This window comes from Aeromonas sp., assembly GCF_051657805.1.
In the GTDB taxonomy this organism is placed as follows: domain Bacteria; phylum Pseudomonadota; class Gammaproteobacteria; order Enterobacterales; family Aeromonadaceae; genus Aeromonas.
This window is the reverse complement of sequence record NZ_JBOFLJ010000024.1, coordinates 188262-212239: the sequence shown is the minus strand read 5'-3', so window position 1 is coordinate 212239 and position 23978 is coordinate 188262. Positions and strand designations below refer to the sequence as shown.

24 protein-coding genes are annotated in these 23978 nt (G+C 63.9%); 5 read left to right on the top strand and 19 right to left on the bottom strand.

All coding sequences use genetic code 11. The annotated features are described in order from the left end of the window. The first annotated feature begins 7 nt into the window (after positions 1-7). The 3 genes from bioC (at position 8) to htpX (ending at position 2655) form a co-directional block, all read left to right on the top strand. The gene (gene bioC, locus ACRCYW_RS10030; RefSeq protein WP_438549970.1) at positions 8-841 is read left to right on the top strand and encodes a malonyl-ACP O-methyltransferase BioC; all 834 of its coding nucleotides are present in this window, start codon (positions 8-10) and stop codon (positions 839-841) included. Positions 842-990: 149 nt separating this feature from the next. After that, entirely contained in the window at positions 991-1671 is a 681-nt protein-coding gene (gene bioD / locus ACRCYW_RS10025; RefSeq protein WP_438549969.1) for a dethiobiotin synthase, read from the top strand. 111 nt (positions 1672-1782) lie between these two features. Continuing rightward, entirely contained in the window at positions 1783-2655 is an 873-nt protein-coding gene (htpX, locus tag ACRCYW_RS10020; protein WP_438549968.1) for a protease HtpX, read from the top strand. A 115-nt stretch (positions 2656-2770) separates the two neighbouring features. Here the strand turns inward: htpX and ACRCYW_RS10015 are convergent, their stop codons facing one another. The 7 genes from ACRCYW_RS10015 to ACRCYW_RS09985 form a co-directional block, all read right to left on the bottom strand. Then, positions 2771-4573 carry an MOSC N-terminal beta barrel domain-containing protein gene (locus tag ACRCYW_RS10015; protein WP_438549967.1) on the bottom strand — a complete coding sequence of 601 codons (1803 nt, stop codon included), beginning with the start codon at positions 4571-4573 and terminating at the stop codon, positions 2771-2773. Between the two features lie 175 nt (positions 4574-4748). After that, a complete protein-coding gene (locus tag ACRCYW_RS10010; protein ID WP_438549966.1) occupies positions 4749-4964 on the bottom strand; it encodes a YdcH family protein in 216 nt (71 codons plus the stop codon). Positions 4965-5249: 285 nt separating this feature from the next. Next, a complete protein-coding gene (locus ACRCYW_RS10005; RefSeq protein WP_438550486.1) occupies positions 5250-5840 on the bottom strand; it encodes a hypothetical protein in 591 nt (196 codons plus the stop codon). A gap of 11 nt (positions 5841-5851) precedes the next feature. Beyond that, a complete protein-coding gene (locus ACRCYW_RS10000; RefSeq protein ID WP_438549965.1) occupies positions 5852-7210 on the bottom strand; it encodes an MATE family efflux transporter in 1359 nt (452 codons plus the stop codon). A 130-nt stretch (positions 7211-7340) separates the two neighbouring features. Further along, complete coding sequence (locus tag ACRCYW_RS09995; RefSeq protein ID WP_438549964.1) at positions 7341-9164, bottom strand: SulP family inorganic anion transporter; 1824 nt, start codon at positions 9162-9164, stop codon at positions 7341-7343. 68 nt (positions 9165-9232) lie between these two features. Further along, positions 9233-9817, bottom strand: a complete 585-nt coding sequence (locus ACRCYW_RS09990; protein WP_438549963.1) for a nucleotidyltransferase family protein — start codon at positions 9815-9817, stop codon at positions 9233-9235. Then, on the bottom strand, positions 9807-10064 hold the full coding sequence (locus ACRCYW_RS09985) for a GNAT family N-acetyltransferase (protein WP_438549962.1): 258 nt from the start codon (positions 10062-10064) through the stop codon (positions 9807-9809). The genes ACRCYW_RS09990 and ACRCYW_RS09985 overlap by 11 nt, the downstream gene beginning before the upstream one ends. Positions 10065-10264: 200 nt before the next feature. On the opposite strand from ACRCYW_RS09985, the gene cysM reads away from it, so the two are divergent. Next, complete coding sequence (cysM, locus tag ACRCYW_RS09980; RefSeq protein WP_438549961.1) at positions 10265-11149, top strand: cysteine synthase CysM; 885 nt, start codon at positions 10265-10267, stop codon at positions 11147-11149. A gap of 74 nt (positions 11150-11223) precedes the next feature. Here cysM and ACRCYW_RS09975 read toward each other — a convergent pair whose 3' ends face one another. The 4 genes from ACRCYW_RS09975 to ACRCYW_RS09960 are packed head-to-tail and all read right to left on the bottom strand — an operon-like array spanning position 11224 to position 14966. Continuing rightward, positions 11224-12408 (bottom strand): iron-containing alcohol dehydrogenase, encoded by a 1185-nt coding sequence (locus ACRCYW_RS09975; RefSeq protein ID WP_438549960.1) that lies wholly within the window; start codon positions 12406-12408, stop codon positions 11224-11226. A gap of 47 nt (positions 12409-12455) precedes the next feature. Then, entirely contained in the window at positions 12456-12956 is a 501-nt protein-coding gene (locus tag ACRCYW_RS09970; RefSeq protein ID WP_438549959.1) for a hypothetical protein, read from the bottom strand. Then, positions 12943-13524, bottom strand: coding sequence for a TetR/AcrR family transcriptional regulator (locus ACRCYW_RS09965; protein WP_438549958.1), 582 nt, complete (start codon positions 13522-13524; stop codon positions 12943-12945). Before ACRCYW_RS09965 ends, ACRCYW_RS09970 begins: the two co-directional genes overlap by 14 nt. Positions 13525-13532: 8 nt before the next feature. Then, a complete protein-coding gene (locus ACRCYW_RS09960) occupies positions 13533-14966 on the bottom strand; it encodes a coniferyl aldehyde dehydrogenase (RefSeq protein WP_438549957.1) in 1434 nt (477 codons plus the stop codon). Between the two features lie 210 nt (positions 14967-15176). On the opposite strand from ACRCYW_RS09960, the gene ACRCYW_RS09955 reads away from it, so the two are divergent. Next, positions 15177-15470: a hypothetical protein gene (locus tag ACRCYW_RS09955; protein WP_438549956.1), complete on the top strand. Its 294-nt coding sequence runs from the start codon at positions 15177-15179 to the stop codon at positions 15468-15470. Between the two features lie 56 nt (positions 15471-15526). Here the strand turns inward: ACRCYW_RS09955 and ACRCYW_RS09950 are convergent, their stop codons facing one another. From ACRCYW_RS09950 to ACRCYW_RS09915, 8 genes are all read right to left on the bottom strand, one after another. After that, positions 15527-15982: a C40 family peptidase gene (locus ACRCYW_RS09950; protein ID WP_438549955.1), complete on the bottom strand. Its 456-nt coding sequence runs from the start codon at positions 15980-15982 to the stop codon at positions 15527-15529. 129 nt (positions 15983-16111) lie between these two features. After that, positions 16112-17032: a hydrogen peroxide-inducible genes activator gene (locus tag ACRCYW_RS09945; protein ID WP_438549954.1), complete on the bottom strand. Its 921-nt coding sequence runs from the start codon at positions 17030-17032 to the stop codon at positions 16112-16114. Between the two features lie 303 nt (positions 17033-17335). Further along, positions 17336-18301, bottom strand: coding sequence for an alpha-L-glutamate ligase-like protein (locus ACRCYW_RS09940; protein ID WP_438549953.1), 966 nt, complete (start codon positions 18299-18301; stop codon positions 17336-17338). Positions 18302-18304: 3 nt separating this feature from the next. Next, a complete protein-coding gene (locus ACRCYW_RS09935; RefSeq protein WP_438549952.1) occupies positions 18305-19843 on the bottom strand; it encodes an inactive transglutaminase family protein in 1539 nt (512 codons plus the stop codon). A gap of 3 nt (positions 19844-19846) precedes the next feature. Beyond that, positions 19847-20605 carry an ATP-dependent zinc protease family protein gene (locus ACRCYW_RS09930; RefSeq protein ID WP_438550485.1) on the bottom strand — a complete coding sequence of 253 codons (759 nt, stop codon included), beginning with the start codon at positions 20603-20605 and terminating at the stop codon, positions 19847-19849. Positions 20606-20687: 82 nt separating this feature from the next. Beyond that, complete coding sequence (cmoB, locus tag ACRCYW_RS09925) at positions 20688-21665, bottom strand: tRNA 5-methoxyuridine(34)/uridine 5-oxyacetic acid(34) synthase CmoB (RefSeq protein WP_438549951.1); 978 nt, start codon at positions 21663-21665, stop codon at positions 20688-20690. A gap of 3 nt (positions 21666-21668) precedes the next feature. Further along, positions 21669-22406: a carboxy-S-adenosyl-L-methionine synthase CmoA gene (gene cmoA, locus ACRCYW_RS09920; RefSeq protein ID WP_438549950.1), complete on the bottom strand. Its 738-nt coding sequence runs from the start codon at positions 22404-22406 to the stop codon at positions 21669-21671. Between the two features lie 325 nt (positions 22407-22731). Then, positions 22732-23580 (bottom strand): DUF72 domain-containing protein, encoded by an 849-nt coding sequence (locus ACRCYW_RS09915; RefSeq protein ID WP_438549949.1) that lies wholly within the window; start codon positions 23578-23580, stop codon positions 22732-22734. Between the last annotated feature and the right edge of the window lie 398 nt (positions 23581-23978).

The window sequence follows — 23978 nt, the reverse complement described above, 5'->3', positions numbered from 1 at the left end:
CCAGGAGATGGCGGCAGCCGAACCCTTCCAGCGGGTGGACAAGGTGCAGCTGGCGCGGCGCTTCGGTGCCGCCGCCCGCCACTACGACGCCCATGCCCGCTTCCAGCAGGAGGTGGGACAGGCGCTGCTGGCGCGCATGCCCCAGGGGGGAGAAGGGACAGTGGCGGCCGGGCATCGGCACGTCGCCGATTTGCCCGAGAGCGGCCTGGATCTCGGCTGCGGCACCGGCTTCTTCCTGCCGGATCTCGCCGGGTGCTGCCAGCGACTCTACGGGCTGGATCTCGCCCCCGGCATGCTGGCCCAGGCCGCCCGGCGCGATAGCGGGGCTTTGCTGCTGTGCGGCGATGCGGAGGCGCTGCCCTTCGCGGATCAGAGCCTTGACTGGATCTTCTCCAGCCTGGCCCTACAGTGGTGCGAGCGGCCGGTCCAGGCCTTCGCCGAGCTGCACCGGGTGCTCAAGCCCGGCGGTCAGCTGCTGTTCTCGACCCTGCTCTCGGACTCCCTCTGGCAGCTCCGTGAGGCCTGGCGCACGGTTGACGAGTCTGCCCATGTCAATCGCTTCCTGGGGCTGTCACAATTGCGCCACGCCGTGGCCGATGGCGGTTTTGCCCTGATGGAGCTGGAGTCACTGACCTGGCAGCTGGCCTATGGGGAGCTCGGCTCCCTGCTGCGGGACCTCAAAGGGATAGGGGCGAGCCAGGTCAACGACGGGCGTTCTGCTGGCCTTGGCAATCGCCAGCGCCTGCAGCGTCTGGGGGAGGCCTATGAGCAGTATCGTCAGCCGGACGGCCTGCTGGCCGCCAGCTATCAGGTCTGCCTCGGACGCCTGATCCGCCAATAGCAGGCACTGATATGCCAATAGAAATCAGGCTCGTTCGAGACAGCCATCAGCCGGCCCTGCGGCAAGCGCGGGGCCGGTACCTTTACCATCGCACATCATGAATGCGCGGGGCGGCCAAGAGGCCGTCGCCATCGCGCCGAGGAGTCATCATGGCCAAATCCTTCTTCGTCACCGGCACCGACACAGACGTGGGCAAGACGCTGGTTGCCCGCACCCTGCTGCAGGAGTTCGCCGCGCTGGGGATCCCCTGCGCCGGCTACAAGCCCATCTCGGCGGGCTGTGCCCGCACCGCCGAGGGGCTGCGCAATCAGGATGCCCTGCAGCTGCAGGGTGCCGCCAGCCTGAAGCTCCCCTACGATCTGGTCAATCCCTTCGCCTATGAGCCCCCCATCGCCCCCCATATCGCCGCCCGGGAGGTGGGGGAGTCCATCGAACTGGACGGCCTGAGCGCCGGGCTGAGGGCCATCGAGCAGGCGGGGGCCGAGCTGGTGATCGTGGAGGGGGCGGGAGGCTGGTTCCTGCCCCTGGACAGAACCCACCTGCTGTCGGACTGGGTCAAACAGCAGAATCTGCCGGTGATAGTGGTGGTGGGGGCCAAGCTGGGTTGTCTCAACCACGCCCTGCTCACCTTCGCCGCCATCCGCAATCTGGACCTGCCCATCGCGGGCTGGGTCATCAACCGGCTGGATGAGCGCATGAGCCACTATCCGGAGAACCTGGACACCCTGAGGGGCTTGCTGCCGGCGCCGTTTTTGGGTGAAATACCCTTTGTAAACAATCCACTCGAGGCGGATCTGCGCGGCTGCCTCGACGTCTCGCCTCTGCTCTGAGGGGGACATTCAGCAAACATTCATCGAGTCTATCTATTATCTGGGACAGAAGTGGTACTGGGTCGACGATGGATCGAATCGGACCACACATCTATCTTTCAAGGAGTCAATATGAAGCGAATTATGCTATTCCTGGTGACCAACCTGGCCGTCATGCTGGTGCTGGGGGTGGTACTCAATATCCTGTTCTCGGTTCTGGGGATCAACAAGTCCAGCATTTCCGGTCTGTTGGTGTTCTGCGCCGTGTTCGGTTTTGGGGGTTCCTTTATCTCCTTGCTGATGTCCAAGTGGATGGCCAAGCGCAGCTATGGCGTCCAGGTCATCGAGCAGCCCCGCAACGAGACCGAGCACTGGCTGGTGAGCACTGTGGCCCGTCAGGCCCGTGAAGCCGGCATCAAGATGCCTGAGGTGGGGATCTACGACTCCCCCGAGATGAATGCCTTCGCCACCGGTGCCCGCCGTGACGACTCCCTCGTCGCCGTTTCGTCCGGCCTGCTCTACAGCATGAGCCGGGACGAGGCAGAAGCCGTGCTGGCCCACGAGGTGAGCCACGTGGCCAACGGTGACATGGTGACCCTGACCCTGATCCAGGGGGTGGTGAATACCTTCGTGATGTTCTTCGCCCGCATCGTGGCCGGCGTCATCAGCAACTTCTTCAGCTCCAACAACGAGGAAGAGAGCAGCAGCACGGGTGGCTTCGCCTACATGATCACCGTCTTCGTGCTGGAGATGATCTTCGGCGTACTGGCCTCCATGATCGTCATGTGGTTCAGCCGTCAGCGTGAGTTCCGCGCCGATGCGGGCGCCGCCAAGCTGGCCGGCCGCGACAAGATGATCGCCGCATTGCAGCGCCTCTCCCGTGGTGCCGAGCCCCAGATGGAAGGCTCCATGATGGCGTTTGGCATCAACGGCAAGCGCTCCATGAGCGAGCTGTTCATGAGCCACCCGCCCATCGAGCAGCGCATCGCCGCCCTGCGCGGTTAAGCACACCGCAATGAAAAATGGCTGCCCTTGGGCAGCCATTTTTGTTTCCGTACTCGCAACTGACTCGGGCCGGGCTCTCGCCCGCCAATCGCGGTGCGCTTGTCTGGCCGCCCGGTTATTTGATCACCAGATCGGTCAGCGGCACGGCGCAGCAGGTGAGGATCTTGCCCTCGGCCCGCTCCGCGGCCGTGATGGCCGGCGCGTCCGGGTGATCCACCTCCCCCGAGACCAGGGTCTGCTTGCAGCTGCCGCAGATGCCGGCGCGGCAGCTCCAGGGCAGCTCCACCCCCTGCTTGTGGGCCTGATCCAGCACTGTGCCCTGGTTGTTGCCGGCGAAGCTCTGCTCGCCGATGCGCAGCTGCACCGCCTGGTGGGGCCGGGCCACCGAGAGGATGGCGCCGCCGAAGCTCTCCTGCCGGATGCGCCCGGCGGGCACGTCCAGCGCCTGCAACAGGTCGACCGCCTCGCTCATGAAGCCGTGGGGGCCGCACAGGAAGACCTCACGGGCCGCGAGCTCAGGCACCCTGGTCAGGTGCTCCTGGCAGAGACGACCGCGCAGACCCTGCCAGTGGGCGTCCGGTTGGCTCAGTATCAGCGTGAGACCCATGCCGGCCTGGCGCAGGGCGTGCAGCTCGGCGGCGGCCGGGATGTCGGCCTCGCCGCGGCACAGGTGCATAAAGTGCACGTCCCCCAGCTCCCCGCGCAGCAATAGGGTGCGGGCGATGGCGAGCATGGGAGTGACGCCGGAGCCTGCCGAGAGCAGCAGCAGCTTGCGTTCGCGCCCCAGATGGAAGTCACCGGCGGGGGCGGAAGCCAGCAGGTGGTCGCCGACCTTGAGCTGACTGTGCAGCCAGGGGGAGATACGGCCGTCACCGAGGCGCTTGACGCTGATGCTGTAACGCTCCGGCCGATCCGGCGTGGAGCTCAGGGTGTAGCGCCGTTGCAGCCGCTCCCCCTTGATGTCCAGGCTGATGGGCAGGTGCTGGCCGGGCAGGTAGTCCGGCAGGGGCTCGCCGTCGGCCCCCTCGAACCAGAAGGTCTCCAGATCCCGGGCCAGGGGCTCGCGAGCCACGCACACCAGCTCCCGTTTCTTCGGCGCCCCGTTGGGGTAGACGGGAGGACGGGCGCGTTCCAGCACCTCGATCTCGCTGCCCGCCTCGATCCAGCCCTCGTTCAGGGCCACCAGGTTCTGGCCGAAATAGACCTCCCCATCCTCACCGCGGCGATAGCGGGTCAGGGTGGCGAGCGGCTCCTTGAGGGCGTTGAACCGCTCGCTGCCGGGTTCTACCGTGGTCATGATGCAGCGGCTGCAGGGTTTGGCCACCAGGAATTCCACCTCACCGATGCGGATCCGCTTCCAGCCATCCTCCTCGAACGGCAGGGTGCCACCCGCCACCAGGTTGGTCCTGAACTGGCTCATCTGATGCAGGGCATCGGATCTCAGGTTGAGATCGTCCAGGGATCCCTGACCGATGAGCAGCAGGGGGTAGCCGTCGGCGAAGCTGACCCGGGTGCCCGTCTTGGCCCGGAAGCGATCGGAGCGCTCGCCGAGCCAGAGCAGACGTACCGGCTCTCGCGCCACCTGGCTCAACCAGCCATCCGCCTGATCATGAGTGTGCAGGGCCTGGAAGCTGTCGCTCCAGACCCCGGTGGCCTGGGGGGCGCGGCTGAAGTCGCTCTCCAGCAGGGAGAGGGGAGCCATGCCCGGGTAGCGCAGCTGCAGGCCGCTGTCCATGGGGGTGGCCACCACCAGTTGCAACTGGGGGTGGGTGCGGGCCGTGATGAAGCTGCCGTCCGGCTTGACCACCATGTAGCGGCGATCCCCGAGCAGCCCCTCCTCGGTCACCCGGGCGCGGGAGAGTGGCATGCCTGCCGTCGATTTGATGGGATAGAGGTGGATGCTGTCGAGCCTTGGCATGTCAAAGTCCTTGTTAATCACGGGAGGGCAGATGTTAACCGTCTTGGGGGCGCCAACCAAGCCTTCAATGGGGGAGCTAAGTGGAATACTCGCCCATGGAGGATGAGCAACAAAAAGCCCGGCGCTGGGGCCGGGCTGGGGGATAAGTTGCTTATCCGTGCATTCGTCGAGGCGTCTAGTGTGGATGTTGTTTGAGGATGTCGTATATCTCCTCTTTCAGTTTAAGTTTCTGTTTTTTCAGATCCTTCACCTCGGAGCTGTAATCGCTGGCGTGATGCTTCTCCAGTTTTCTAATCTCCGCATCCAGGTCGTTGTGCAAGTCAAACTTCTGCTGGAAATGGACATCACTGCTCTTCAGTTTCGAGATGAGTTCTCTGTACTCTGGGAACATGTAATGCAGCCTCCTTTTTGCTGTTTGATTGTGCCTTGACCTTCAAACTACCCCTAAGCTCGTCGCAGAAATGTGATCCAACTCATATTCGGGGCCAATGATTTGCTCTCCCCGTAAGGAGTTTTTTAACTGATTGAATCGCAAGCTGATAAGCCGGTTCTCAGTAGGCAGAGAGTCCTAAAACTGCCAGCGGGATCACAACTTCGCAGCCTGATGACGGGTGAGGGGCATCGGGTGGGCAGCAAAAAGGGGCCTGCGGCCCCTTTTGAATAACGCCGATGGCGTTTATTCCTTCTTCTTTTTCTTCTCGGGCAGGGGCTGGCCGTTACGGGCGATGACCTTGCCTGCCTCGAAGCCCACCTGGGCCGCCAGCTCTTCCAGATCCGGCGCCTTGGCCTCGTTGCCGATGGCGTACTGGTAGTTGGCGATGGTGATCTTCTCCGCCACCGGGGTGCCGGGGACTATGGGCTCGCGCCAGCCCTGGCCGATATGGGCCACCAGGGTGCCGTTCATGATGAGCTCGCCGACTATCTCCTGGGTCGGGATGCCCTTGCCATAGGTCAGACCCTGGGCATGTTTCTTGCCCACCAGGGGTTCCTGGCTTGCGGAGATCAGCTTGGTGCGGATCAGCCACTTGGGATCCTTGGTCTTGCCGAGCGCCTTACCGGTCTGGTACTCGTTGATCTTGATGGTCTTGATCATCTGAGCCATGAATTCCTTGGTCAGGGCCTTCTGGGCCTCGCTGCTCTCATCGATGACGATGGGGGCCACATACCAGGTCTGGGGGGCCGGTGCCTTGGGGGCCTTGGGCGCGCTCTGCGCCATGGCCAGCGGGCTGAGCAGCAGGGCTGCCAGCAAGAGTCCGATTTTCTTCATCATGATTCTGCTTATGATTCCACTGATGGTTCAACGAGGATTTTGTTTTGCCAGCGGCGACTGCGCCAGCGCCAGAACATGGCCAGGCCGCGCACCCACTCGTCGCAGGCGAGCGCGAGCCAGATACCGACCAGCCCATAGCCCTGCATGATACCAAGGAAATAGGCCAGGGGAACGGCAATTCCCCACATGGAGAGGAGCGCCATGTAGAGGGGGAAGCGGGCATCCCCGGTGGCGCGCAGGGCGTTGATCACCACCAGATTGAAGGTACGGCCGGGCTCGAGGATGAGGCTGATGAGAAACAGCTGCGCCACCTGGGTGATAATGTCGGCATCGTCGGTGAACAGGCTGATGATGGCGCGCCCGTTCAGGGCCGCAGCGATGGCGATCAGGGTGGTGACGATGAGGCCGAGCTTGAGGCTCTTGAGCAGTTGCTTGTAGGCCTGCTCGAAGCGCCGCGCTCCCGCCAGATGGCCGATGATGATCTCGTTGCCAAGGCCGATGGAGAGGCCGAACAGCAGGATGAACAGGCAGATCTGGAAGAAGTAGGACTGGGTCGCCAGCGCCTTGTCCCCGAGCAGGCCGACGAAGGCGGTCACCACCATGAACTGCAGCATCCAGGAGAGGTTCTCCCCCGCCGCCGGCAGGCCTATGTGCAGCACCTTGTCCAGCATGGCTTTGCTCGGCCGCACTATCTCCGGCAGGCGCAGGCGGATGCCGGTCTTGCGGGCTACCAGCCACACCAGCAGCACCACGCCGACGATGCGGCCCGCCACCGTGCTGATGGCGACCCCGGCCACCCCGAGCTGGGGCAGGCCGAACCAGCCGTAGAGCAGCAGCAGGTTGCCGACGAAGGTGATGAGGTTGACGGTCAGGGTCACGTACATGGCCTGACGGGTGTGGCCGTGGGCGCGCAGGGTGGCCGCCAGGCAGAGGGCCGCCGCCTCGGGTAGCAGGCACAGACCGATGATCTGCAGGTAAAGGGTGGCATCCCCCATCAGGTTGGCGGGCAAGTTCATCAGCGCCAGCATGGTGCCGGCACCGGCCATGACCCCCACCGCGGCCACCAGGCCAACCAGCAGGTTGAAGCCGATGGCGGTGTGGATGACGACCCGCGCCTTCTCCTTGTCACCGGCCCCCAGATACTGGGTGATCACCACGCTGGTGCCGATGCTGACGAAGCTGAACAGGGTGATGGCGAGATCGAACACCTGGTTGCCGACGGCCAGCGCCGCCACCCCCTGGTAGGAGACGTGCCCCACCATGAAGGTGTTGAGGGCCCCGGTCAAAAAGTGCAGGGCGAGATCGATAAATAGCGGCCAGGTCAGGGCGAAGAGGGTGCCCGGGCCCGCGTGGGATTGAGTCTGCATGGGATATCCAACTGCTGATGATGGCCCTCGTCAGGGTCATCCGGACGGGCATTTAACACCAAGAGCCTGAGCGGTGCAATGGGGGATCCCCTCACCCCTTCCCGCGGGGGAGGGGTGAGGGGAGGACGGTTCAGGCCGGGGTGGCGCCGGCCTCCTGCTCGGAGGGCAGGGTGAGGCGCGCCGAGTCCGGCAGCACCTCATCCCTGGGCCAGGAGGGGCTCTGGCTGTCCGGAACCACCTGCTCTGCCTCGTCATCCTTGAACACAGGCTCCCGGTAACAGCGGGTCAGGCGCAGGGCCTGGTACATGTCGGGGCAGATGACGATGCCCTCCTCGCCGACCCGGATCCCCGCCTGCTGCAGCCAGTGGGTCATCTGGCCGTGACGACCGGCCATCACCATGTGGATGCCACGCCGCTTCAGATCCTTGTGCAACTCCCCCACCATGCTCATCACGCTGATGTCCTGATGGGTGAAGCAGGCGACGGCGTCGATCACCAGGCACTTGGGACTTCGGGGATCCTGCACCAGCAGCGCCAGCACCCGCCGCTTGAAGTAGGGGGCGTTGAAGTAGGTGAGCGGGGAGTTGAAGCGGTAGACCAGGATGCCGGGGATGGCCTTGGCCTGCTCGTTGTCCCCCAGGGTGCGCACCACCCCCTCGTCGTCCATGCCGAGCAGCTGATCCGTGGGGCGCATCACGTTGCGCAGGAACTGGAACAGCCCCAGCAAGACCGCGAGGGTGATGCCCGGGATCACCCCCATGGCCAACACGCTGATGAAGGTGATGAGGGCCAGCCAGAAGGCGGCGCGGTCGGAGTTGCGCAGGGCCCAGAGGCCGCGAAAATCGGTCAGGGACAGGGACGCCATCACCAGCACCACCCCGAGGGCGGCGGTGGGGATGTATTGCAGCGGCGAGGTCAGGTAGAAGGTGACCAGGGCGATGACGGCGGCGGCTATGATGGAGACCAGCTGGCTCTTGCCGCCGTTGGCATCGTTGACCGCGGTGCGCGAATCCGCGCCGCTGATGGCAAAGCCCTGGGAGGCGGCGGCGGCCAGGTTCGCCATGCCGAGGGCTCGAAACTCCTTGTCCGCATCGATCTCGTAGCCGTTCTTGGCGGCGAAGCTGCGGGCGGTGAGCATCATGGAGACGAAGCTCACCATGGCGAGGTTGAGGGCGGGCAGCACCAGTTCGCGCATCAGGCCGGGGGGAAACTCCGGCATCTGGAAGGCGGGCAGGCCGGAGCCGATGGCCCCCAGGGTGGCGATGTCGAAGCGGCCGAGGTCAAAAGCCCATACCAGGGCCGCGGTCACCACCATGGCCACCATGGAGGAGGGCCAAGCCGGCCTATAGCGTTTGGCCAGCAGCAGGGTGAGCAGGGCCGTCAGGCTCATGGCCAGGGTGGGCAGATGGGTCTGGGTGATGTAGTTGGTGCCGTTCAGGATCCGCTCGATGAGGTAGCGTTCGCTGAAGGTGAAGCCGAAGATCTTGGAGAGCTGGCCCACCATGATGGTGATGGCCACCCCGTTGAGCAGCCCCATCAGGATGGGACGGGAGAGAAAGTCCGCCAGCACCCCCAGCTTGAAGCGGCTGGCGATGAGGCACCAGAAGCCGGTCATGGCGGTCATGGTCATCACCAGTTGCCAGTGGCGGGTGGCATCCCCGGCGGCGAGGGGGGTCACCACGGCGGCGATGACGGCGCAGGTGGCGGCGTCCGGGCCGACGATGAGCTGGCGTGAGGTGCCGAACAGGGCGTAGACCAGCATGGGCAGGATGCAGGAGTAGAGGCCGACGATGGCACCGACCCCGGCGAGTTCGGAATAGGCGATGGCCACGGGCAGCGCCACGGCGGCCACCGACAGGCCGGCGCGAAGGTCCGGCACCAGCCAGGCCCGCTGATATTGCAGCAGGGCGGCGAGGCCCGGCAGCCAGCGTTCGAGAGAGAAGAATTCGCGCATTATTTAACCCATTGAGTTATAAACAACTTTTGGTAGTTTGCCCAAGCATGCATGGGCATTGCAACGGCCTATGGCCACAGGACCTCAAGGTCGGGCCAGAGCGACTGCCAGCCCTTCTGCTGGATGCGGTCCACGAACACCTGGCTATCCTGGCGGCATCTGGGGTTGGCGAGCACTCGCAGCGACCAGTTGTGCTCAAAGCCGTAGGGGGCCAGCCACTGGAACCCGTCATCGGCCAACAGCCTGACGCCGATGCAGGTGGGCAGTTCCACCCAGTGGCTGAGGGCCTCCTGGCTACTCCCGAAAGGAGAAACCCGTTGTCGCAGATGCATGCGGGCCTGGTTGCGCACCTCCCAGCGCTGATCGGGCAACCGGGCGCTGAGCCAGGCCTCGTGATCGGCCTCCGCCAACCCATCCGGATCACTCTTGTCCAGATAGATGAGATCCACATCGTTGAGCGGGGTAGAGGCGGTTTTCTGGTGCAGGTGATCCCAGATAAGGTTTCGCACAAACCCGGCGCCGAGTGCCCAGTCGGGCAGGGCCAGATCCCGCGCCGCCCGCAGGCAGTCCATCCGCAGCGGATCGGCCCGCAGCAAGGCCTCGGTCCGTGCCTGCAGGTGCATATCTTGCTGGGTCTGGGTATCACTTGGCATTGCGGCGCAGCCAGACCTCGATATAGCTGCAGCTGGGCACTATGGTCAGCCCCTTCTCCTGGCTCCAGTCGTAGAAGGCGCGGGCCAGCTGGTCGGCTATCCCCTGTCCCCGCAGCTCGCTTGGCACCTGGGTGCTGTAAGCCTCGACCGTGTTCGCATCCAGCGGTCGGTAGGCGAGGCGGGAGAGTTTGCCGTCGACAAGGCTGACAAATTGATGCTCATCGGTCTGATGAAGGATTTCGCTCATGGTGGCTCCTCGAACTGTGACAAGGGTGATGAGAACATGCTGGGGGGCTTTTGCCAACCACGCTGTCGGCCAGTGCCCGTCTGCCGATCGCCCGCTTTGACTATCCATCCCGCTCGCTTACACTGGCCGCCGGTCCGCGGCCGCGAGCCAAGGGGCTGATAAGCCAAGGTATAGAACAGTTAACGGAGGATGGATCCCCTATGGCCTTTGCCACCCTGGAGAGTTTGATCGGCAATACCCCGCTGCTGCGGTTGCAGCGCATCAATCCCCACCCGGGGGTCACCCTGCTGGTGAAGCTGGAGGGCAACAATCCCGCCGGCTCGGTCAAGGACAGGCCGGCCCTGAACCTCATCAAGGCGGCTGAGGTGAGTGGTCACTTGCGTCCCGGCGACACCCTGATCGAAGCCACCTCGGGCAACACCGGCATAGCGCTCGCCATGGTGGCGGCCGCCCGGGGCTATCGGATGCGGCTCATCATGCCCAGCAACATGAGCCAGGAGCGGCGCGACGCCATGCAGGCCTACGGCGCCGAGCTGGTGCTGGTGGACGATGGCATGGAAGGGGCGCGGGATCTCGCCCTGGCCATGCAGGCGCGCGGAGAGGGGCTGGTGCTCGATCAGTTCAACAATCCGGCCAACCCGGATGCCCACTATCTGTCGACCGGCCCCGAGATCTGGCACCAGAGCGAGGGGGCGGTCACTCACTTCGTCTCCGCCATGGGCACCACGGGCACCATCATGGGGGTTTCCCGTTATCTCAAGGAGCGGAACCCCGCCATCGAGATCGTCGGCCTGCAACCGGCGGAAGGGAGCCAGATCCCCGGCATCCGGCGATGGCCCGCCGCCTATCTGCCCACCATCTTCGAGCCGGCGCGAGTCGATCGGGTGCTGGACGTGACGCTGGAGGAGTCCCTGGCCATGATGCGCCGCCTGGCGCGGGAAGAGGGGATCTGCTGCGGGGTCAGCTCAGGGGGCGCCGTGGCGGGGGCCCTGCGGGTGGCGGCCAGCCTGGATCGCGGGGTGGTGGTCGCCATCATCTGCGATCGGGGGGATCGCTACCTCTCCACCGGGGTGTTCAGCAGCTGAGGGCCTGAGCCTGGGCGGCATTCGATGGGGGATCAGGCCGGCCCTATCCCCTTGATCATCGCTATTTTCCCTTTTTATTCCCACACCTGCTCCAGCAGGGCCAGCAGCTGTTCCCTGTCGGCATCCTTGCGGTTGTAGAGCAGGGCGCCGTCGTCGATGGCGAGATCCCGTATCTCCACGAGCAGGGAGCGGTCGGTGACGCCGGCCTCCGCCAGGGTGCGCGGCAACCGCACTTCCTCCCACAGGGTGTCGCGCAGGCTGTTGATGGCATCCAGGCAGGCCTGCGGCCGCAGGGAAGGCGGGGTCGCGGCGAAGCGTTCCGCCCCCGCCAGCGGCAGCAGCAGGCGGGCGAGCTCCTCGTCTATCTGTGGCCTGTTGTAGTCCAGCACGGCGGGCAGGAAGAGGTTCATGCACAGGCCGTGGGGCAGGTGGCAGCGGGCCCCCAGGCTGTGGCCGAGGGCATGGACCAGTCCCACCATGGAATTGGAGAATGCCATGCCCGCCAGGGTGGAGCCTTCCGCCAGTTGCAGCCGCAACCCCTTGTCCTGGGGGGATCCCAATACCTTCGGCAGGGCATCTGCTATCTTCTCCACCGCCCCCAGGGCCAGGGCGTCGCTCACCGGGTTCTTGCCGTTGCCGATGAAGGCCTCGATGGCGTGGGTCATGGCATCCATGGCGGTGGCGGCCGTGATGGGCAGCGGCAACCCCTGGGTGAGGCGGGGATCCAGCACCGCCAGCTGGGGCAGCAGGAAGGGGGAGGTGAAGGGCACCTTGCGCCCGCTGTGCTCGTCCCGGATCACCGCCACCAAGGTCACCTCGGAGCCTGTGCCCGAGGTGGTCGGCACCACGGCCAGGGGGTTCAGGGGACGAGTGAGGCTGCCGGCCCCGGCGTGTGCCATCAGGTTGTTGCCCCCCAGGGTGGCGAGTATGTTGACGGCCTTGGCGGTGTCGATGACGGAGCCGCCCCCCAGCGCCACCAGGCTGTCGCAGCCTAGGGTGCGATAGCGCACGGCTATCTGCTCCACCACGGCGGTGGAGGAGTCTGCGGGGATCTCGTCCCAGCAAGCCGCCACCGGCAGACCCCCCTCGGCCAGCAGACCCTGCACCAGGGTCGCCAGCCCGCTGCCGCTGACTCCCTTGTCGGTGAGCAGCAGGGGGCGCGATGCCCCGAGGGCCATCAATTCGCTGGCGACCTGTTCCAGCGCCTGTTCCCCGGCCAGCACTTTGACTGGGCAGAAGAAATCGTAGTATCGGCTCATGGGTGACTCCCTGTGTCTGAGCGAGTAGAACGTGGCGGACGGGGCATTCAGCCCGTAAGCAGCCCGAGATAGATGCGGCCGGCCCGCACGGCCTTGTCGACGGGATCCGGATAGTGGCGCATCAGGGGCTTGGCGATGAAGGCGGGCAGGATCAGGGCCTGCAACTGCTCGATGGCCCGTACCAGGTGCATGGCGGTGGTGAGATCTCCCTCCACCAGCAGGCGGTTCTCGCAGAAGGCCTGATTGATCCCGAGGCGAAAGCTCAGGGCCCGAAAAGCGATGGCCGGGTGTTTGAAAGATACCCGCAGCGGATGCACCGCCCGGGACGGGGCGCCGCAGCGCCAGCGGCCATCCTGCTTGTGGAGGTTCAGTCCCCGCCGGTAGCCGTTTATCTCCAGCCGGATGCAGGTGCCGTCGGCCAGGGGGGAGAGCTCGCGGCGCACCGATTCATCGATGCGGGCGGCCCGGCACAGGGTGCGGCCCAGCACCCAGAGCAGGCTGAGACTCCAGAGACGGTGGCCGGTTGAACGCAGCTTATCCAGCGTCATGGGCACTCCTCGCGATGGCGGACCAGAACAGGGTGAAGGCGCCTTCCTGCCAGTCGGCGTCTCGCCCAAGCTCGGGCCGGTCGACGAAGAGGGAGGCGCAGGCCAGGAACTGGCTCTGGCACACCTCCAGCATCAGCTCGGGGGGAACGGGATGCAGGGCGCCGTCGGCCTGACCCCGGGCCAGCAGCCGGGGCAGGAAGCGCAGGGTGTCACTCAAGATCTGGCTGCGCAGGGGGCGTGCGAGCAGGGGGGAGTGGAAGAAATCCAGCACGAACTTGAGCTCATAAGGATGTTCGATCATCCAGACCATGGCCTGGCCCCAGTAATGGCGGGCCTGCTCCCTGAGGGGCAGGGCAGGCTCCGCCTCGCTGATGGCGGCCCCGAGGCGCTGTTTGATGTCCTGATAGAGCTGCTGGATCAGCACCTCCTTGCTCGGGAAATGGTGAAACAGGGTGCCGTTGGCCACCCCGGCAGCCTTGGCGATCCGGGCGGTGGCGGCCCCCTGCAGGCCATCTTCGGCGCACAGGGTGAGGGCGGCTTCCAGGATCTGGCGGCGTTTGTCTGTCATGGGAACTCCTAGCGCAGAAACAGGGCCATCATCAGCCGCTGATACCAGCGGCCATAGGGGGGGTGAACAAGGGTGCCCGGGTTGAATTTTCCCCGGCGCAGCACCGTCTTTGCCTTGGAGAAGGTGAGGAATCCCTCGTGGCCGTGATAGTGGCCCATGCCGGAGGGGCCGATGCCGCCGAAGGGGGCGTCGTCCGCCGCCACCTGGAACAGGCTCTCGTTGATGGCCATGCCGCCGGCGTGGGTCTCCCGAATGACGCGGGCCTGCAGCGCCGGATCCAGCGTCATCAGGTAGAGGGCCAGCGGGCGGGGGCGGGCGGCGATATAGGCCAGCGCCTGGTCCAGATCGTCGTAGGGGATGAGGGGCAGCAGGGGGCCGAAGATCTCCTGCTGCATCAGTTGGCAGTGCTCAGGCACCTCGGTCAGCAGGTGGGGGACCAGCCGCCGGCTGCCGTCATCCCGGGCCGGCGAGGCGCAGGGGTGCAGCTGGGCGCCCGCCTGCTCGGCCTCCGCCAACCAGGCGGTGAGGCGCTGGTACTGGCGCTCGTTGATGATGGCGCCGTAGTCCGGGCTCGTCACCCCCTTGGGATAGAGGCGAGTGAAGTGGCGCCGGTAGGCGTCGATGAAGGCCTGCTCCTGACCGCGGGGCAGCAGCACATAGTCCGGGGCCACGCAGATCTGGCCGGCGTTGAGGCTCTTGCCGAAGATCATCCGCTCCACCGCCAGGGCCAGAGGCATGTCGGGGGCGACGAGGCAGGGGCTCTTGCCGCCGAGCTCCAGGGTCAGCGGCGTGAGCTGGGGGGCCGCCGCCGCCATCACCTGGCGGCCCACAGCGGTCGAGCCGGTGAACAGCAGGTGATCGAAGGGCAGGGTACTGAAGGCCGCCGCCACCTCGGCATCTCCCTCGATGACGAGCACCTGATCTTCATCGAACACCTCGGCCAGCAGGGTGCGCAGGGCGGCATTGGTGTGAGGGGTGAACTCGGAGAGCTTGATCATGGCCCGGTTGCCGGCGGCGATGGCGCTGATGAGGGGGCCGAGACTCAGCATCACGGGGAAGTTCCAGGGTACCATGATGCCCACCACCCCGAGGGGCTGGTAGTGCACCTCGACGGTGGCCGGCGCCAGCAGCAACCCGGGGTGGCGTCGCTCGGGTTTCATCCAGCGGCCCAGGCGCTTGCGGCAGTAGTTGATCTGCATGACGCAGGGCAGGATGTCGGCGATCAGGGAATCATGGTCGCTGCGCCGGCCGTAGTCGCTGGCCAGGGCCTGGCAGAGGGCTTGCTTGTGGGCGAGCAGGGCCTGTTTGAGCCGCAGCAGCCGGTCCTTGCGCGCATCCAGGCTCGGCATGGGCTCTGCCTGATAGGCCTGTCTGAGGCGAAGCAGTTGAGCTGGCAGGGCAAACTTGTCGGTCTCTGTGGCGTGCAGCTGTATGGCTTCCATGAAAGACTCCGTTCGAAAAATGGCCGACTGATTAGTCGGTCTGAATTTACCCCGATGTTGATAATTTGTAAACATCTGACGATGTGCACACTCGCAGGGGGAGGGATAGGGGTCGTGAACTGTGCTCTGAGCCACAGTTTTTGGGAGTACGGATTGGGTTTATATCCAATAGTGGGTAGTTTTGGCTTGTCTATCTTATGGAGAGCAGCGATGACCAAGGAACTGCACAGCCTGTTGGCCAGGCTCGACGATGTGATCGAGCGCATGCCGGAGAGTTTCAACACCTATGAGTTTGTCCAGAAGCTGGCGCTGAAACACCAACGGGAGTATTTCGCCGCCGGCCACTCCCTCGCCGGGCAGGAGGGCTGCCTGCTGGGGGCGCTGCACCAGAAGATTGCCGAGGCGCTGGCCGCGTGTGATGGGGTGATAGAAGGGGCCCTGTTGCCCTGCACCACCCCCTGGGGGGAGAGGGCCACCTCGCCCCGCTGGCACCGTAAGCACTGAGGGGCAGGCAGATAAAAAACAGGGCCCAATGGGCCCTGTTCGCTTCTCTGGCGTCCTCACTGGGTCAGGCGGCGGGCCTGCCAGTAGCGGCTGTTCCAGTAGACGTTGTCGAGACGGGAGCGGATCACTCCCTTGCTGGTGGAGGCGTGGATGAACTCCCCCGCCCCCGTGTAGACGCCGACGTGATACTGCTGCCAGCCGGTCTTGAAGAACACCAGATCGCCGTACTGCAGGCGGTAGCGATCCACGGGGCGGCCGAGGCTAGCCTGGGACTCCGTGGTTCTGGGCAGCTGGTAGCCCAGCACCTGGCTGTAGGCGAGCTGGGTGAAGGCAGAGCAGTCGAGGCCGGCGCGATCCTCGCCCCCCATGCGATAGGGGACGCCGCGCCACTGCTGATAGAAGCCATCGAAGGCGCCGCTCTGGCGGGGGGCCACGGGCTGGGGCTCCGGGGTGCTGGAGCAGGCCGTCAGCAGCAGGGCCAAGAGGGGAGGTAGCAGCGAGGTGCGAAGCATCCGGACTCCTTCATGGGATACGAGACTCATCATAGCCACATCATTCTGCCTGTAACCTGAATATCGATAGCATAACGTGCTGCATTTCGCAGATATTTTACTGGCAGCAAGGTGCCATTCAGGCAATTTCTATTCGACCAGCTCCTTGGGAGGGGCGATCAGCGGTGCCAACAGCTCCGACAGCTTGTAGAAGGTCTGCACCCGGGTGGTGCTTGGGCGCCATACCAGACCGATCTCGCGATAGGGCTTCTCCCCGGGTAGGGGGATGGCTACCAGATCCGAGTTGTCGAGGATGCCGGCATCTATGGCCATCTGGGGCAGGAAGGTGGTGCCAAGGCCGGCGCCCACCATCTGCACCAGGGTGTGCAAACTGGTGGCGGCGAAGGGGTTGATCTTGCTCTTGTCCCGCAGCCGGCAGGCGCTCACCGCATGTTCCGTCAGGCAGTGCTCCCGCTCCAGCAGGAAGATGCTCTGGTTGGGCAGCTCCTTGTAGTCGAACGGCATGTGCAGAGTGGCAGCCATATTTGACGGCATCACCATGTGGAAGGGATCTATGCCCACCACCTTGCTGTGGAAGCCGCCGATTTCCACCGGCAGTGCCAGGATCAGCAGATCGAGCTGCCCCTGCTCCAGCTGCTTGAGCAAGTTGGTGGTGGTGTCTTCCCGCAGCAGCAGTTCCAGCTCCGGGTAGGCCTTGCCGCACACCTGCAGCAGCTTGCTCAGCAGGAAGGGGGCTATGGTGGGGATGCAGCCGAGGCGGACGGTGCCGTGCATGACACCTCCCTGCTGCTGGCCGAGCTCCATCAGATCCCGGGCGTCGGAGAGCAGGTGGCGGGCCCGCTCGACGATCTCCATGCCCACCGGCGTCATGATGAAGCTCTTGTGATCCCGCTCCACCAGTTGCAGCCCCATCATGTCCTCCAGGGTCTGGATCCCGGTACTCAGGGTGGACTGGCTGACATGGCAGGCCTTGGCGGCGCGGTTGAAGTTCTTGTGCTCGTCCAGAGCGACCAGATATTGCAGCTGTTTCAGGCTGGGCCAACGTTGCATAAAGAAACCCGATAGTTGCTATCTATTTGATTTAATTAATCTACCATCGGCAAACGGGTTTGTCGCCGGGATTAGGCGCCAATCTGGTTGCTGGCAGGGCGTGGAACGCGTCCCCTGGCGGCGCCGTGGCAGGCCGGTACAGGGGCTCTGGCAGCTTATCCTCTTCATCCGCGCCGTTGAAGCGCTCCGGCGAGGGGATGTGATGGGGATCCGCATCAGACGCCGTGCCTCGCCTCTTCAATCAAGACAGCCATAAAAAAACGCGCCATTGGGCGCGTTTTTACGATGGACTGTATCTCTGGGTTACTCGTCGAAGATACCGAAGTGATCCTTGGCGAAGTTGACCCGCTGATCCACCGTCATTTTGACCTGGCCCAGCTTCTCGATGGTCTTGAGGTTGGGCACCAGGCCGCGGCCGTTGGCGATCTGGATGGCGAGGCCCGGACGGGCGTTCAGCTCCAGCAGCATGGGGCCGCGGAACTTGTCGAGCACCATGTCGGTGCCGATGTAGCCAAGCCCCGACATCTCGTAGCAGGAGGCCGCCAGGTTAAGCAGGGTATCCCAGTGGGGCACCTTGAGCTCGTAGAGATCCAGGCCGGTATCCGGGTGATGGCGCAGCGGGTTGCCGAACTGTACCGCCCGCAGGGCACGGCCGGTACGCAGGCACAGACCCACCCCCACGGCGCCCTGGTGCAGGTTCGCCTTGCCGTCCGAGGCCGAGGTGGAGAGACGCATCATGGCCATCACCGGGAAGCCCTTGAAGATGATCACCCGGGCATCGGGGACCCCTTCGAAGGAGTAGCCGTCGAACACGTCGTCGAAGTTGATGAGCCCTTCCACCAGCGCCACGTCGGGCTTGCCGCCGAGGGAATAGAGCCCCGCCAGGATATTGGAGACATGACGCTCCAGATCCTGGCCGTTGCTGGCGCTGCCGTTCGGCTTGTAGAAGAGGCCATCTTCCTGGCGCAGGATCACTAGGATCCCCTTGCCGCCCGAGCCGCGGGCCGGCTTGATGCAGAAGCCGGGCCAATCCTTGACCAGGGTCGTGATCCGCCCCACGTCGTGCTGTTCGCGGATGGTGCCGATGAGCTCGGGCACCGTCACCCCCGCATCCAGCGCGATGCGCTTGGTCTTGAGCTTGTCATCCACCAGCGGGTAGAGGCTGCGCGGATTGTAGCGGCTGATGTAGGAGTGGTTGCGCTTGTTCATGCCGAGGATGCCTGCCTGGGACAGGCTCCACGGACTGGTGTATTTCTGCCAGAACCACATCTGTTACTTGTCCTTACCCGGGGTGCCGCCGGACTTCATCTCGTCTACCAGCGGCTTGAAGCGCTTGAGCTCGCTCAGCTTGTAGCCGGTGTAGTTACCCATCAGCAGCACGGTGGCCATCAGCACCAGCTGCAGGCCGAGGAAGTTGAAGGTCAGGTGACGGATGAGTTCGTTATCCATGGCCAGGTAAGCGATGACCGCCACCAGCAGGGAGCCGCCACCCTGGCGAACCACCTCCTTCGGACCCTCTTCTTCCCACAGGATGGACATCCGCTCGATAGTCCAGGAGAGGATGATCATCGGGAAGAAGGTGATCTTCATGCCGTCGGTCAGCCCCAGCTTGAAGGCCAGCGCGGAGAAGATGCCGATCATCGAGATCACCATGATGATGATCGCCGATATTCGGGCCACCAATAGCAGGTTCAACCTCGAGAGATAGGACCGGATGATGAGGCCGGTACCGACGATGAGCAGGAAGCCCACCAGACCCGTGATGAGGGAGGTCTGGATGAAGGCCACCGCGATCAGCACCGGCATGAAGGTGCCCGAGGTCTTGATACCCACGATGACTCGCAGGAACACCACCATGAGCACGCCGATGGGGATCAGCAGCAGACCCTTGAACAGGGCTTGCTCCTCCAGGGGCAGGCTGTGGATGGAGAAGTTCATCATCTCGGACTTCTCGAACTTCTGGGCCAGGGCCACGTTCACCGGCTGTTCCTGCTCGATCATCGAGAAGGTCACGCGGGAGTTGTGGCCGCCGGTCACGTCCAGCAGGGCGCCTGAGTTGTATTCCCACAGCAGCAGGTTGGCCGGCTGGCCCTGTTCACCGGTCTGCGGGTTGAACAGCTTGTAGTCGGTCGGGCTGTTGAACACCTGCAGATAGTCCACCAGTTCCTGGCGGCGGCGACCATCTTCCATGTTCAGGGCATGAACCACCCGGGCCGGCACGTCTGCGTTGTTGAGCAGCTCGGCGATCAGGTTGGCGCGGGTCTTGTGGGATTTCAGCAGCTCGGCGTTCTGCTCCTGCTTCTCGATCTCCTTGATGATCTCGCGAGTCAGGGTGTAGCCGTCGGCGGAACGCTCCTGCGCCCGCTCCAGGATCTGCTTCATCGCGGTGGCGTAAGGCTCACTCTCGATCTGTTTCTCGATGGCAGGGGGCTGGGGATTCGCGGCCGGCTTGGCATGGGCATCGGCCATCATGTCGACGCGGTAGTAGAGCTCCTGACGACCGGAGGCGGTGCGGATGGACCACTCGGCGCGGGCATCCCCGTCCTTCTCGACGAACGACAGACCATAGCCCGGGCTCGCGGCGTTCTCGTTCATCAGGGTGAAGCCGGGCTGGGTGCCCGGGATGGCCAGGGAGGCGATGACCGGCTCACCGGTCGCCTCAAACTCCAGCTTGGCTTCGATGGACCAGATCTGACGTTTCTCACCGGGCGTCAGAGGAACATCCAACGCGGCGTGGTGATAGATAGTCATACCCAGGCCGACAATGTACAGCAGGGCAACCAGCAGATAGAACGGCTTGCGGGAGACCATGAATTATTTCACATCCTTGAGCTTGGGTTTGGGTTGGATATATTCGCGGGCCACATCGACCACGGCGATGTCTTTGAGGAATTCACGGCCCAGCAGCACGGGGAAGGTCATGTCGCTGCGATCTTTCAGGGTAAATTCGGCCTTCTCGGTCATATCGCCGATGCGCACCGCGAGGCGTACCACGGGGCGACGGTCGAGATCGTCGGCGGAGGCCTGACGGACGCGAACGTGGCGCACCAGGGGGGCCTCGATCTGGATCTTGTCATCCATCTCCTGATGGCTCAGGAAGAAGCGCACCCAGTTCTTGCCGTTGCGCTCGAAGATGGTGATCTCCTGGGCGCTGATGGAGGAGGTGGTGGCGCCGGTATCGACCCGAGCCTGGAAGGCATCGTTGGCCGCATCGACCCAGATCCACTCGGCTTCACCCACCAGCAGCTTGCCATCGACGGTGTGACCCTGGCTCGGCGCCGGGCACTTCTCGGTCGGGATGGGCATGGCCTTGGGGGGCTCTGGCGGTAGCTGAGACAGCTTGCTGTCGACTTTATTCACGGACTCTTTCATGTTGGTGACATCGGTGTTGAGCTGAACCAGCAGGTGCTGTTGCTGCACATACTGCTTCTGTTGCTGTTCCATGGATGTTTGCAGGCGTTGTTCGCTGAGGCTTATCTCGTTGCGAAGGTCGGCCAGCGTCAGGGTCGGAACCGGGGGCGCTTTCTCCATACTGACACACCCGCCGAGACTGAGCAGGGAGAGCAGGGTCATTCCTTTTAATTTGCTTTTCATGTCATTCATTTAACTGTGCTTCCTGGAATTGGGTCAGTGTAACTTCCACAGGCGCCATCGGCTAGTCTTTGGCCTTCCTGGCAATCAGTACGGCACGCTTGGGTGCCGGATATCCTTCCACCGTGAGCGCCGGATCGGCGGGATCCAGATAATCGCTCAGGGATTCATTGATCATCCAGTCGGTACGACGCTGTTCGTCGGTGCTGGTCATATTCTCGTCCACGATCCGCACGTCCTTGAATCCGCAGCGCTCGACCCAGAGTTTGAGGGCAGCGCTCGAGGGGATGAACCAGACGTTGCGCATCTTGCCGTAGCGATCCCTGGGAACCAGGACGTCATTGACGCCGCCGTCGATCACCAGGGTCTCCAGCACCAGCTCCCCATCGTCTTTCAACTGGTTGCGCAGCTGTTCGATGTGCTCGATGGGGGACTTGCGATGATAGAGCACCCCCATGGAGAAGACGGTGTCGAAGGCGCGCAGCTCCGGCAGCTCCTGGATGCCGAGGGGCAGCAGGTGAGCGCGCTGATCGCCCCCGGCGAAGTGACGGATGGCCTCGAACTGGCACAGGAACAGGGGGCTGGGATCGATGCCGACCGCCAATTTCGCCCCTTCGCCGACCATGCGCCACAGGTGATAACCACTGCCGCAGCCCACGTCCAGCACATAACGCCCCGCGAGCGGGCTGATATGGGGCAGCACCCGATCCCACTTCCAGTCCGAGCGCCATTCCGTATCGATGTGGATGCCGTGGACATGGAAGGGGCCCTTGCGCCAGGGCATGAACTGGCGCAGCAGGCTCTCGGTCTTCTTGCGCTCCCCGTCACTCAGGCTGCTTTCGTCCCCAATCTCGACGCGGCTTTTCAGCTCGATATGGCCGGGGGCGACGGAAGGCAACTTGTTGAGGGCACGGTTCCAGCGCGGCAGATCCCCGTGCAGGTTGTCGTGCTGCCAGGCGTGCAACTGGGCGGGCAGGGTATGCAGCCAGTGGCTCAGCCGGTTCTTGGCGATCAGTTGATAAAAATTGGCAAAGTCGATCATGGCTTAGTTGGTGTCGCTGGCTTTGATGGCAATCATGGAACCGAAGTTGAAGCACTGGAACCAGAGATCCTGATGGGCGAAACCGGCCTCACGCAGGCGGGCCTGATGGACCGGCAGGCTGTCGGTGCGCATCACGTTCTCGAGGGCGGTGCGCTTCTGGCTTATCTCCAGCTCGCTGTAGCCGTTGGCCCGCTTGAAATCCAGGTGCAGGTCGATGAGCAGCTCGTTGACCTGTTCATCCTCGAAGCGGAACTTCTCGCTCAGGATCAGGATCCCGCCCGGGCGCAGACCGTCATGGATGCGGCGAATGAGGGCGGTGCGCTTCTCGGGCTCGACGAACTGCAGGGTGAAGTTGAGCACCACCACGGAGGCGTTCTCGATCTCGATGTCGCAGATATCCGCCTCGATGAGCTCCACCGGCACCTCGGACTTGAAGCCGGAGAGATGGGCGCGGGCCCGCTCTATCATGGGGTGGGAGAGGTCGACGGCGGTGATGGTGCAACCGGACTGGGTCAGGTTGCGACGCATGGCCTGGGTGGCTGCGCCGAGGGAGCATCCGAGATCGTAGAGACGGCTGTCTGGCTGGGCGTAGCGGGTGGCCATCATGCCGATGGCGGAGATGATGTTGCTGTAACCCGGCACCGAGCGCTGGATCATGTCGGGGAAGACATCGACGACCTGCTCGTCAAAACAAAAATCCCCCAGGCGGGCGATGGGGGCGGCAAAAATCTGATCGTGCATGTTGGCGCAACCTGACGGTCGGGACAGAACCCGGCTGTGTTATTCAATGGGGTTGTGGCGCAACGCTCTGGCGTCGTCACCGGTTGACGGACGGGGTAGCGGCCTTGAAATCCCTGGTGCCGCCTCCGTTCGCAACGGGCCATCATCCTGGCCCTTAGCGGGACCGCGCCGATTGTTGCAGACTGTTGCAAGAAACGGGGGCTGGCCCTGTTATATGGGGCGCTAGTGTAGTGGATTGACTGGCGTTTGTCTTGACGGCGCACCCCCTGGAGCCACAAAAAATCGGCTTTTTTTGCCCCCGGCCGGTGGCGGCGGAACGGGCGGGCTAAAAGTGCAGTTCCCCCTGGCGCGCGCGATCGTTTTCCCCCGGCCAGGTGGCCATTTCGTGACCGAGCAATTGGCAGATCTGGCGGGCCAACCTCGGTGCCTCGGCATTGTCGGCGGTATGAATAAAGAGGTAGAGATCCTTGCCCTCGACAAGCCACTGCTGCCAGCGGGGCAACCAGGGTGGCAGGAAGGGGTGATTGTCCTCGGGGCGTGGGAGGCCGATGAGGCGCACCACCGGAGCCTGGGCGGTGGCGAGCAGGTGCACCGGGAGCCTCGGCTTCTTGCCCTGGGCGTCTATCATGGCCGTGCTGCTGGCGGGCACCGAGAAGAGCGGGCGGGAGTCCAGCATGATGCGGTTGATGCCCTGCTCCATCAAGAGCCGGTTCAGGGCGCGCTCCGCCTCTCCCTTGGCGAAGAAGTCCGGGTGGCGCACCTCGAGGGCATAGGTGAACGCCCGCGGCAGGCGGCGGAAGAATTCCGCGAGGCGTGGCAGGCCAGCGGGGCCGAAGCGGGCGGGCAGTTGCAACTTGAGCAACCCCAGCTTGTCGTGCAAGGGCTCCAGCAGGCGGATAAAGGCCGTCACCTCCTGGTCGACGCTCACCAGATCGCTCTGGTGGCTGATGGTCTGGGGAAACTTGAAGCCGAAGCGAAAGTGAGCGGGCACCGCATCGGCCCAGCGTCGCACCGTCTCGGGGGTCGGCAAGGCGTAGAAGGTGGTGTTGCCTTCCACGGTATTGAACACCCGGGCGTAGTCGGCGAGGTGCTCGGCGGGTCTGGCATTCATGCCCAGCAGTTGGCCGGGCCAGGCCGGGTGTGACCACTGGGGAAGACCCAAATAGAGGCTCATAGGGAATCCTGTCTGCGGGTTTGTCTCGTTTCGCACCCATTTTTGCGCCAGGACAAGAAAAAACAGGGCAAAGGAGGCTGCGGGCTATTTTACCCAAATGGGGGTTTTCCTCTATAATGCCAGCCCTTTTGTTTGCCAATTCGTTGTGACTCATGCGCTCATGTACCCGGAGAGGTCATGATGGCGCCCACGAATTGAGCAGACACGACGCTGCCGATGCCATCGTAGAGCCCTATCCGGGACCTGTGGTTGCACCGCCTCGGCAGTACTTATCCGGCTCGGGGGAGCCGGATGATATGAGACTGATTTCAAACCGGGTAAGAACCAAGATCTGGCCAGCTATGAGACAGACGGTGCTTGCCAGTCGTGCCCGGCGACCCAAACCGTCTCTCTACTAT